This window comes from Brevundimonas sp. (assembly GCF_052436175.1).
In the GTDB taxonomy this organism is placed as follows: Bacteria; Pseudomonadota; Alphaproteobacteria; order Caulobacterales; family Caulobacteraceae; genus Brevundimonas.
The window spans coordinates 1-10612 of record NZ_JBQVNM010000081.1 but is presented as its reverse complement, the minus strand read 5'-3'; the positions used below and the strand labels follow the sequence as shown (position 1 = coordinate 10612).

9 protein-coding genes and 1 tRNA gene are annotated in these 10612 nt (G+C 66.7%); 4 read left to right on the top strand and 6 right to left on the bottom strand.

Going from position 1 to position 10612, the window contains the following annotated elements; translation table 11 throughout:
• Nucleotides 1–197: 197 nt before the first annotated feature.
• The 5 genes from ACT6QK_RS13780 to glmU form a co-directional block, all read right to left on the bottom strand.
• Nucleotides 198–779 (bottom strand): prephenate dehydratase domain-containing protein, encoded by a 582-nt coding sequence (locus ACT6QK_RS13780; protein ID WP_444598397.1) that lies wholly within the window; start codon nt 777–779, stop codon nt 198–200.
• A 59-nt stretch (nt 780–838) separates the two neighbouring features.
• The gene (locus ACT6QK_RS13775) at nt 839–2209 is read right to left on the bottom strand and encodes a class II 3-deoxy-7-phosphoheptulonate synthase (protein WP_444598396.1); all 1371 of its coding nucleotides are present in this window, start codon (nt 2207–2209) and stop codon (nt 839–841) included.
• 60 nt (nt 2210–2269) lie between these two features.
• Entirely contained in the window at nt 2270–3667 is a 1398-nt protein-coding gene (gor, locus tag ACT6QK_RS13770; RefSeq protein WP_444598395.1) for a glutathione-disulfide reductase, read from the bottom strand.
• A 145-nt stretch (nt 3668–3812) separates the two neighbouring features.
• Complete coding sequence (gene rpiA / locus ACT6QK_RS13765) at nt 3813–4496, bottom strand: ribose-5-phosphate isomerase RpiA (RefSeq protein ID WP_444598394.1); 684 nt, start codon at nt 4494–4496, stop codon at nt 3813–3815.
• Nucleotides 4493–5836 (bottom strand): bifunctional UDP-N-acetylglucosamine diphosphorylase/glucosamine-1-phosphate N-acetyltransferase GlmU, encoded by a 1344-nt coding sequence (gene glmU, locus ACT6QK_RS13760; RefSeq protein ID WP_444598393.1) that lies wholly within the window; start codon nt 5834–5836, stop codon nt 4493–4495. The genes rpiA and glmU overlap by 4 nt, the downstream gene beginning before the upstream one ends.
• A gap of 221 nt (nt 5837–6057) precedes the next feature.
• Between glmU and ACT6QK_RS13755 the strand changes: the two genes are divergently transcribed.
• Nucleotides 6058–6774 carry an HAD-IA family hydrolase gene (locus tag ACT6QK_RS13755; protein WP_444598392.1) on the top strand — a complete coding sequence of 239 codons (717 nt, stop codon included), beginning with the start codon at nt 6058–6060 and terminating at the stop codon, nt 6772–6774.
• 470 nt (nt 6775–7244) lie between these two features.
• On the opposite strand, the gene ACT6QK_RS13750 is transcribed toward ACT6QK_RS13755, so the two are convergent.
• Nucleotides 7245–7643, bottom strand: a complete 399-nt coding sequence (locus ACT6QK_RS13750; RefSeq protein ID WP_444598391.1) for a winged helix-turn-helix transcriptional regulator — start codon at nt 7641–7643, stop codon at nt 7245–7247.
• A gap of 112 nt (nt 7644–7755) precedes the next feature.
• On the opposite strand from ACT6QK_RS13750, the gene ACT6QK_RS13745 reads away from it, so the two are divergent.
• The 3 genes from ACT6QK_RS13745 (at nt 7756) to ACT6QK_RS13735 (ending at nt 10208) form a co-directional block, all read left to right on the top strand.
• Nucleotides 7756–8490 (top strand): SDR family oxidoreductase, encoded by a 735-nt coding sequence (locus tag ACT6QK_RS13745; protein ID WP_444598390.1) that lies wholly within the window; start codon nt 7756–7758, stop codon nt 8488–8490.
• Nucleotides 8491–8765: 275 nt separating this feature from the next.
• Entirely contained in the window at nt 8766–10055 is a 1290-nt protein-coding gene (locus tag ACT6QK_RS13740; protein ID WP_444598389.1) for a dicarboxylate/amino acid:cation symporter, read from the top strand.
• A 78-nt stretch (nt 10056–10133) separates the two neighbouring features.
• Nucleotides 10134–10208 (top strand) — tRNA-Val (locus tag ACT6QK_RS13735).
• Nucleotides 10209–10612 lie beyond the last annotated feature (404 nt).

Sequence of the window (10612 nt, the reverse complement as noted above, 5' to 3'; positions counted from 1 at the left end):
ATGCCGCTCGAGGCCTCAGCCGGCGTATCGAAAGCCGAAATAGAGCGAGCCGAAATAAAAGCCGGCAACCGCGCGCGAACGGGTCGAAAGGGTCGAGATCACAGCGCGCGAGGCAGTCATGGCTTGAACGGTTTCTGGCCGGTTGAAGGATCGGAAGCGATCCCTGCGCCCTCTAGAGCCGCAAGGATCGTGCGCCGTCAACCCTTGGACGCCTCGATCAGGACAAAACGCGTCCGGTTATCGGCCGAATCCTGAAGATCGTGTCGCAGAACCGACAGTCCATAAACCTCTGCCGCCGCCGCCGGACCCAGGGCCGCCCGGGTGCGGTCCCCCGCCGCCGCCACCGCCTTGGCCGCGCCCGCGGTGTCGAAGGCGACCACGGCCGGCAGGCCCATCGACTGCAGCGTCTTCTCGCACTGGGCCAGGGCGATCGGATGGCTTTCGACGGTCTTGATGTCCGACAGTCGGGCCCCGGCCACGCCCATCAGCACGTGACGGATGGGACGCCACACATCGACCAGCGGCGTCAGGCCGGTCTCGCGCACCAGGGTGGCCGCCGGTTCGACCGGGCCGATGGACGAGTTCTCGATGGGGATCAGGGCGCCCGCGCAGTCGCCCGACAGAACCGCCTCGATCACCTCCTCGAAGGTGTCGAACGGGATCGGCTCGTCCCAGGGCCGCAGCGACAGGCAGGCCTCGTGGCTGAAGGCGCCGAACGCGCCCTGGAAGGCCAACCGTCCCGGCCGGTCGTCGTTCTCGGGGTGGCCGATATTGCTCATCATCACGCCTTAGCCGTGAAACCGGATTCTGTCGCGATCTGGACCGCAAGAAGATCGTTTCAGGCCGCTTCTGATCTCCGCTGACGTCCGACCTTGAGCCGCTCCGCCACCAGGAAGGCCAGCTCCAGCGCCTGGTCGGCGTTCAGGCGCGGATCGCAGTGGGTGTGATACCGGCTCGAAAGGTCGTCCTCGGTCACCGCCTGGGCGCCGCCCAGGCATTCGGTGACGTTCTGGCCGGTCATTTCCAGATGGACGCCGCCGGGGTGGACGCCCTCGGCCTCGGCCACGTCGATGAAGCCGCGCACCTCGCCGAGGATCCGGTCGAACGGCCGGGTCTTGTAGCCGTTGGCCGCCGTCAGGGTGTTGCCGTGCATCGGATCGATCGACCAGATCACCCGCTTGCCGTGGGCCTTCACCGCCTTCATCAGGCGCGGCAGGCGATCGCCCACCTTGTCGTGACCGAAGCGGCCGATCAGGGTCAGACGGCCCGGAATATTGTTCGGATTCAGGGCGTCGATCAGCGGCAGCAGGTCGTCCGGCTCCATGGTCGGACCGCACTTCACCCCGATGGGGTTGTTGATGCCGCGCATGAACTCGATATGGGCGCCGTCCAGCTGCCGCGTCCGCTCGCCGATCCACAGCATATGGGCCGAGGTGTCGAACCACTCGCCCGAGCTGGAATCGATCCGCGTCAGGGCCGTCTCGACGTTCAGCAACAGAGCCTCGTGCGAGGTGAAGACCTCGACCCGCGCCAAATCCGGATGAGTCTCCGGCGTGACCCCGACGGCCTCCATGAAGGCCAGGGCCTCGGTGATCTTCTCGGCCAGCTCCCGATACTGGGCCCCGGCCGAGTTGTCGGCGAAGTTCAGCGTCCAGCGGTGAATGTTGTGCAGGTCGGCATAACCCCCGCTGGCGAAGGCGCGCAGCAGGTTCAGGGTCGAGGCCGATTGGTTATAGGCCCGGATCAGCCGCTGGGGATCGGGCGCCCGCTCTTCGGCCGTGAAGCCCATGCCGTTGATGTTGTCGCCGCGATAGGACGGCAGGGCGACCCCGTCGATCGTCTCGACCGGCGACGAACGCGGCTTGGCGAACTGTCCAGCGATGCGGCCGACCTTGACCACCGGCTTGCGCCCCTGGAAGGTCAGGACCACCGCCATTTGCAGCAGCAGGCGGAAGGTGTCGCGGATATTGTCGGCCGAGAATTCGCGGAAGCTCTCGGCGCAGTCCCCGCCCTGCAGCAGGAAGGCGTCGCCAGCCTCCACCTGGGCCAGTTTGGACGTCAGCATCCGCGCTTCGCCCGCGAACACCAGCGGCGGCAGGGCGCGCAGTTCGTCCTCCGCGGCCTGAAGGGCGCGCGTGTCCGGATAGTCGGCCGGCATGTGCAGGCCGGGTTTCGTCTTCCACGATGTGGGGGTCCAACGGGTACTCATGGGCCGCTCCTTACTCCGATGGCCGCTTGCGGACAATAAATGTGCGCGAGAACGCGAAGATCAGCCCGCCGATGTGTTCTGGGACTGCTTTTCCTTCAGGGTCACCAGTTCTTCGGCCATGGTCGGGTGGACCGCACAGGTCGCGTCCCACTGGGCCTTGGTCAGGCCGGCCTTCACGGCGATGGCGGCCAGCTGGATCATCTCCGGACTGTCCGGCCCGACGATGTGAACCCCGACCACGCGCTGGGTGTCCGCATCCACCACCAGCTTCATCAGCACCCGCTCGTCCGAGCCGGTGAAGGCGTACTTCATCGGCCGGAACCGGGTCACATAGACATCCACCCCCTTGGAGCAACTGTGCCGCGCCTCGGCCTCGGTCAGGCCGACCACCCCGACGGGCGGCTGGCTGAACACGGCGGTCGCCACGGCCTCATAGTCGAAATGCTGCGGGTTGTTGCGATAGACCGTCTCGTGGAAGGCCACGGCCTCGCGGATGGCTACCGGCGTCAGGTTCATCCGGTCGGTCACGTCGCCGATGGCCCAGATGTTGTCGGCGGTCGTCTTCGAATACGGATCGACCTTGATCGCCCCCTCGTCGTTCAACTCCACGCCCGCCTTCGACAGGCCCAGGTCGGCGACATAGGGGATGCGGCCCGTGGCGAACATCACCACGTCGGTCTCCAGCTTCATGCCGTTCTCGAGGTGATTGACGATGCCGGTCGCCGTCTTCTCCAGCGACCTGTGCTGGCAGCCCAGGATGACCTTGATGCCTCGCTTTTCGATCTCGCCGGCCAGATGCGCCCGCACGTCGTCGTCGAAGCCGCGCAGGATGTTGGGCCCGCGATAGATCAGGGTCGTCTCCACCCCCAGCCCGGCGAAGATGCCCGCGAACTCCACGGCGATATAGCCGCCGCCCGCGATCAGGATGCGCTTGGGCAGTTCCGGCAGATGGAAGGCTTCTTCAGAGGTGATCGCATGTTCGATGCCCGGCAGGCTCTCCGGCTTCCACGGCCGTCCGCCCGTGGCGATCAGGATCTTCTCGGCGGTGATCTGGCGGCTCTCGGCGCCCGACTTGTCGAGGATCGCCACCGTATGGGCGTCCTTCAGGATCGCCCGTCCATGCACCAGCTCGACCCCGGCCTTGCCCAGGTTGGCCGCATAGATACCCGACAGCCGCGCGATCTCGACGTCCTTTGCCTCCAGGAACTTTGGCCAGTCGAACTGCGCATTGTCGAAAGACCAGCCGTAGCCCTCGGCGATCTCCAGCGCGTGGCTGACCTCCGACGCCATGACCATGAACTTCTTGGGCACACAGCCCCGGATCACACAGGTCCCGCCGACGCGGAACTCCTCGGCGATCGCCACCCGCTTGCCGCCCAGCGCCGTCAGCCGCGCCGCCCTCACCCCGCCCGAACCGGCGCCGATGACGAAGAGGTCGTAGTCGTAGGTGTCAGACATCTAGTTCTTCCGCTCATCCCGGCGAAAGCCGGGACCCAGTGCTGTGGGCGCTCTGACCTGGACCTGAGCGCTTCGCTGTCGATCCCGCGCGCCTGCCCCCCGAAAGGACTGGGTCCCGGCTTTCGCCGGGATGAGCGGAGTGTGGTCAGGGATTTAGGACTTCTACGCCGGAATCCAAGCCGATGATCGCCTCATCCGCCAGATCGAGGAACAGGCCGTGCTCGACCACGCCGGTGATCAGCTTCAGGTCGTCGGCCAGACGCGCCGGGTCGTGGATGGCGACGCATTTGGCGTCATAGATGACATTGCCGCCGTCGGTCCGCACCACGCCGCGATCGGCCTGACGCACCCGGGCGGGCATCTGGATCTCGTGATCCAGCAGAACGTCGGCGATCCGGTTGCCGGTGGTCTTGTGCCCGAAAGCCACCACCTCGATCGGCAGGGGGAAGGCGCCCAGCACCGGCACCACCTTGGCCGCGTCGGCGATGCAGATGCAGCGGTCGGACGCCTCCCACACCAGCTTCTCGCGCAGCAGGGCCGCCCCGCCGCCCTTGATGAGGGCCAGACCCGGCCCGATCTCGTCGGCGCCGTCGACGGTCAGGTCGATGCGCGGCGTGTCCTCCAGCGTCGACAGGGTCAAGCCCAGCTCCCGCGCCAGATCGGCCGTCTTCTCCGACGTCGGCACGCAGCGCAGGCCCGACAGGCCCCGCGCCGCCAGCGCCTTGACGAACCAGGCCGCCGTCGAGCCGGTGCCGAGGCCCACGATCATCCCGGCCTCGACCCGCAGGGCGGCGGCCTCGCCGGCGCGTTGTTTCTGTGCGTCGCTCATTTCGCCTTCGCCGCCTTCTTCGCCCGCATGGTGTCCATGAACCGGGCGGCCCACCCCGCCTTTACGGTCTGAACCCCACGCCCCAGCGCCAGATCGCCCGGCGCGACGTCGCTCGTGATCACAGAGCCGGACCCCACCATGGCGCCCGCCCCGATCGTCACCGGCGCCACCAACGCCGAGTTGGAGCCGACGAAGGCCCCCTCGCCCACCGTCGTCCGGTGTTTGAAGAAGCCGTCGTAGTTACAGAAGATCGTCCCCGCCCCGATGTTGGCGCCCGCCCCCACCGCGCCGTCGCCCAGATAGGACAGGTGGTTGGCCTTGGCCCCTGCCTCCATCCGCACGTTCTTCACCTCGACGAAGTTGCCGACCTTGACCCCCTCGGCCAGGTCCGCGCCGGGCCGCAGCCGGGCATAGGGCCCGACCTCAGCGCCCGATGCCACCGCCGCCCCTTCGATATGGCTGAAGCTGCGGATGCGCGCCCCGCCCGCGACCTTCGCCCCCGGCCCGAAGACGACGAAGGGCTCGACCGTCGTCCCCGCCCCGATCTCGGTGTCCCAGCTGAAATGCACGGTCTCGGGCGCCGGCATGGTCACCCCGGCCGCCAGAAACGCCTCGCGCTGGACTTTCTGGAACAGGGCCTCGGCCTGGGCCAGTTCGCCCTGGGCGTTCACCCCCATGACCGCATCCTCGTCCGCGAACACCGCCCGCGTCGGCTCCCCGGCCTTCCTCGCCAGCTCCACCACATCGGTCAGATAGTATTCGCCCTTGGCGTTCTCATTGGTCACCTGGGCCAGCAGACGGAACAACAGTCCCGACGGCGCCGCCATGACGCCCGAATTGCAGGCGGTGATGGCCAGAACCTCCGCCGACGCCTCCTCGGCCTCGGTGATGGCGGTCAGAACCTCGCCCTCGATCACCAGACGGCCATAGGCGCCGGGATCCCGCGCCTCGAACCCGATGACGGTCACACCCGCACCCGGCCCGAACACCAGCTCGATATCCGCCGCCTTCAACAGGGGGACGTCGCCATAGGTGATGACCACCTGACCGTCGAAATCCGCCAAGGCCGCCTCGGCCGCCCGCACGGCGTGGCCGGTGCCGAGAGGCGGGTCCTGCACCGCGATCGACGCCTCGCCCAGCCGTTTGACGACATGGGCGCGGACCTCTGGCGAATGGTTGCCGACCACCACGACGATCCGCTCGCAACCGAGCGCTTCCGCCGCATCGATAGCGTGATCCAGCATGGCGCGATGCCCGACCCGGTGCAGCACCTTGGGCAGGGGGGACTTCATCCGCGTGCCCTGGCCGGCGGCGAGGATGATGGCGGCTCTTCTGGTCATGAATCGATCCGGGTTGGGCGTCCTGACCGCTCTACAATGGCCGCCCCCCTATTAGAACCGTCATCCTGCCCCCTCTCCGTCATCCTCGGGCTTGACCCGAGGATCGGACGCCGTGCATCGCAATCCCCTGAGTTCGAGGCCCGGTATTCGACCGACCTCGTTCCCCCGCCCCAACCCCCGATCCTCGGGCCGCGCCCGAGGATGACGGATATGAGGACCCCATGACCGACCGTGACCTCGAGGGCTGGACCCTCGTTTTCGATCTGGACGGCACCCTGGTGGAGACGCATCAGGATCTGGTCGGAACCCTCAACCGGATGCTGGTGCTCGAAGGCCTGCCGCCCGCCCCGATGGACAGCGCGCGCCGGCTGATCGGCGGCGGCGCTCGGGCACTGTTGCGGCACGGCTTTGAACTCGCGGGGGCTTCGGCCGAGCGGGCCGCCTCGCCCGAACTCTTCGACGCCTTCATCGCGGACTACATCGATCACATCGCCGACCACTCAAGACCCTTCGACGGCGTGGTCGAGACCCTGGAACGACTGGCCGAACGCGGCGCGATCCTCGTCGTGGCCACCAACAAGCGCACCGACCTGTCCGAACGCCTGCTGAAGAAGATCGACCTGACCCGGCATTTCGCCGCCGTCGTCGGGCCGGACAAGGTCAGCGCCCGCAAGCCCTCCGGCGCCCATCTGAAGGAGGCGGTCCTGATGGGCGGCGGCGATCCCGCCAAGGCCATCATGGTCGGCGACGCCGCCCCCGACACCGAGGCCGCCCGCGACGCCGGCATGCCCTGCGTCGTCGTGACCTACGGCTATACCCCGATCCCGCCCGAGGACCTGGGCGGCGACGTCCTGATCGACCACTTCGAGGATTTGGAAGAGGCGCTGGACGGCCTGCTGTCGGATTTCTACGTGATGCGGGCGCTATCGGGGGTTTGAGCCCACAAAGTTACGACCCTTGTGGGTGTTCCGAAGTCGGTCGATAAGCTGAGGATATGCCGATCCTCCAATTGATCCTAGCTTCTTTCGTGCTTCTAGCTGGATGCTCTCGTCCGCCGGCTATCGCTTGCGGCGATGGCTTCTGTCTCCCAGCCGGACAAACCTTCGAGACGACCGAAGTCGTGGGACCCACCACAACCTATTACACGGTGGTCTATGGGGGCAGGCGCGTACTCATACATGAGGCCACCGGCTTTCGTAGCTACGACGCGCCGAACACCAACCTGGCCCTTCCGGTCGATCCGAATGCCGTGTGGGGACTTCACGAAGGAATGGCTTTCGTAAAATTCCGCGTTCCTAGCGGTGAGCGACGTTTCGTTGAGCTCTATGGCGAATGCTATTCAACCAGTGATTGTTGGATACCCGATTTCGCCAGACAACTGGCCATCAAGCCTTCGGACTGAACCGCTCTACCCCGCCCTTGCCGCGTCGAACCCCGCCCGCGCCGCCTCGATCCGTTCCAGATTCTTCTCCGCCCACATCCAGACGCCGCAGAAGGCCTCCGAAAGGCTGAAGCCGAGATCGGTCAGGCGATATTCCACCTTGGGCGGCACCACGGGATGCACCGTGCGGATCACCAGACCGTCGCGCTCCATCTGACGCAGGGTCTGGGTCAGCATCTTCTGGCTGATGCCGCCGGCCAGGTCGCCGATGCGGGTGAAGCGCAGCTCGCCGTGCTCGGTCAGGACCTCCAGCACGATCATGGTCCATTTGTCGGCCACCCGGCCGATCACCTCATTGACCAGGGCCTCCACGCGGGGATCGACTGGCGGATAGTCGTGCGGCGGGACATAGGCAGGCGCAGACACGGACATCGGTTTCCTTTCGGTGCGTATGGCACATTTCGGTGCCTACTTTCCAATGGAGAGTGCTGGTTCTAAATCAGCCTCCATCGGTTTCCAACCCCTGAGGAGAAGACCCATGGACACCCGCAACGACACCATTCTGATCACCGGCGGCGGCTCCGGCATCGGCAAAGCCATGGCCGAGGCCCTGCATGCGCGCGGCGCCAAGGTCATCATCGCCGGCCGTCGTCAGGCAGCGCTGGACGCCGTCGCCGCCGCGAATCCCGGCATGGCCACGGCGGTTCTGGACGTCGAGAACCCCGACGACATCACCGCCTTCGCCGCTCGCGTCATCGCTGACCATCCCGACCTGAACGTCCTCATCAACAACGCCGGGATCATGGTGGTGGAACAGGAGATCGACCTGCCCGTCGCCGAACAGATCATCGCCATCAACCTGCTGGGCACGATCCGGCTGACGGCGGCCCTGCTGCCGCATCTGAAGTCCAAGGCGTCGGCGACGGTCGTCACCGTGTCGTCCGGTCTCGCCTTCGTGCCCTTGGCCGCCACCCCGACCTACAGCGCCACCAAGGCCGCCATCCATTCCTGGAGCCAGGCCCTGCGCCATCAGCTCAGGGAAACCTCGGTTCGCGTCATCGAATGGGCCCCGCCCGCCGTCGCGACGGACCTGATGCCGGGCCATGCGGACAACCCCGCCTCCATGCCCCTGGCCGACTTCACCGCCGAAAGCCTGGCCCTGTTCGAGGCCGGCCACGACGAGATCATGGTCGAGCGAGTCAAGTTCCTCAGCGAGGCGGAGAAGCGCGGCGAGTACGCGCAGGTGTTTGCGGCGCTGAACGGGGGCCACTGACGCCCCGAACCAAGACCGTCATCCTCGGGCTTGACCCAAGAATCGGACAAAAGGCCCGCCGTGAGCCAACAGGTCGCACCGCGAGGCCGACGCCTCGCGCGCTGCAACGCCCGACCCTCGGGTCGAGCCCGAGGGTGACGGATTCGAGATGGATCCATAGAAAAACTGCTCGCCGCCAGCAGAAATGCTGGCGGCCTTGCCCTGCCTGCGACATTGCGGCGTAGGCGGTCGGTGGACATGTTCGCCGCCTCCCCCGACCCGAAAGCCGCTCGTCCATGTTCGCCCGCTTCTTCGCCATCCCCCATTGGCAGCGCACCTTCGCCGGTCTGGCGCTCGGCGTCATAGCCGGCCTGATCCTGCGGGAACAGGCGACCGTCTGGCTCCAGCCTATCGGCGACGTCTATCTGAACCTGATCCGCATGGTGGTGGCGCCCCTGGTCCTGTTCACCATCGCCTCATCCATCGCCAGGCTCGGCGAGGGCGCCGCGGCCGTGCGGCTGGGCGTGCGGACGCTCGTCTGGTTCGCCATCACGTCGCTGCTGGCGGTTCTGGTCGGCATCGCCTTCGGCCATCTGATCAATCCGGGGCTGGGACTTTCCAACCTGCCGCTGGGCGAGGTGAAGGCGCGCGAGATCCCCACGCCGCTGGACGTGCTGATCGGCATCGTCCCGACCAACCCCTTCGCCGCCCTGAGCGAGGGCAAGGTGCTGCAGATCATCTTCTTCTCGGCCCTCGTCGGGGCGGCCCTGGTGGCGCTCGGTGACCGGGCCCAGAACGTGCGGCGGCTGGTCGATGAAGGCGCCGCCGTCGTCTTCCGCATCACCCGCTGGGTGATCCAGCTGACCCCGATCGGCGTCTTCGGCCTGATCGGTTCGGTCGTCGGCGGCTATGGCTGGGAGGCCTTGCTGCCTTTGGGCAAGTTCATCTTCGCCATCTATGCGGCCTGCCTGTTCCACATCCTCGTGGTCTATCCGGTGCTGCTGAAGGCCCACGGCCTGAACGTCGTCAGCTTCTTCCGGGGCGCCTTCGCCGCGCAACAGACCGCCTTCGCCACCTCCTCTTCGCTCGGGACATTGCCGATCACTCTGCGCCAGACGGTCGAGCGGCTGGGCGTGCCCCAGGCCTACGCCGCCTTCGCCGTGCCGCTCGGCGCCAATGTGAAGATGGACGGCTGTGGCGCCATCTATCCGGCCATCGCCTCGATCTTCATCGCCCAGTATTTCGGCATCGACCTGACCCTGACCCAGTATGTCCTTATCGGGCTGACAGCGGTGCTGGGCTCGCTGGGCACGGCCGGGGTGCCGGGAACCAGCATCGTCATGCTGACCCTGACCCTGTCCACCGCGGGGCTGCCGCTGGAGGGCATCGGCTATATCGTCGCCATCGACCGGATCATCGACATGATCCGCACCGCCACCAACGTCACGGGCCAGATGGTCGTGCCGGTTCTGGTCGCGCGCGAGGAAGGTGTCCTGAATCGGGACATCTACGACGGCCGCGTGGCCTGGCTTCCCGGCGATCCCGAAGCGGAACAGCCCGAAATGGTCCGCGCGACCGGCATCTGACGCTTGCGCTTCGGCGGGCGGCGGGCTAAATCGCCGCCTCCCCGGTCGAGGCCCGAATCAGCCCGACACGCCGGTAACGGATGCGTAGCTCAGCGGGAGAGCACCTCGTTCACACCGAGGGGGTCACAGGTTCAATCCCTGTCGCATCCACCATCTCCTCACGCAGAACACACGCAGATCCCCGCCACAACGGGGTTTGAGCGCCTCACCGTCCATTCTGCCGGCCCCTTCGATGCGGCCCCGGTATGGTTAAGTCTCATCGGGAAGGCGCGAAGGCTCGTGCCCCCGCGCAATACGGCGTGTCCGCAGGCGGGGCCGGTATCGCAGGCCCATCCCGTTCGCCTGACAGGCGCATGGAAATGGTTACTAACCGCGTCCCGGGTGCAAACAGCACAACCGGTCCGCCTCTTGCTCTAGGTCCGTTCACACAGATTGGAGTGTTCTATCGTGAACCGGATCATCATCATCGCTGCGGGTCTGACCCTGGCGGCCGCTGCGGCGGGAAGCGCCCAGGCGGGCAACTATGGCGGCGGCGCGGGCAGCGGCGGCGGCGGCTC

Bases quoted from the DNA above. Each gene is read 5' to 3' on its own strand.
- ACT6QK_RS13775 (WP_444598396.1), bottom strand. From the start codon at position 2,209: ATGAGTACCCGTTGGACCCCCACATCGTGGAAGACGAAACCCGGCCTG.
- ACT6QK_RS13740 (WP_444598389.1), top strand. From the start codon at position 8,766: ATGTTCGCCCGCTTCTTCGCCATCCCCCATTGGCAGCGCACCTTCGCC.
- rpiA (WP_444598394.1), bottom strand. From the start codon at position 4,496: ATGAGCGACGCACAGAAACAACGCGCCGGCGAGGCCGCCGCCCTGCGG.
- ACT6QK_RS13780 (WP_444598397.1), bottom strand. From the start codon at position 779: ATGAGCAATATCGGCCACCCCGAGAACGACGACCGGCCGGGACGGTTG.
- glmU (WP_444598393.1), bottom strand. From the start codon at position 5,836: ATGACCAGAAGAGCCGCCATCATCCTCGCCGCCGGCCAGGGCACGCGG.
- ACT6QK_RS13745 (WP_444598390.1), top strand. From the start codon at position 7,756: ATGGACACCCGCAACGACACCATTCTGATCACCGGCGGCGGCTCCGGC.
- ACT6QK_RS13755 (WP_444598392.1), top strand. From the start codon at position 6,058: ATGACCGACCGTGACCTCGAGGGCTGGACCCTCGTTTTCGATCTGGAC.
- gor (WP_444598395.1), bottom strand. From the start codon at position 3,667: ATGTCTGACACCTACGACTACGACCTCTTCGTCATCGGCGCCGGTTCG.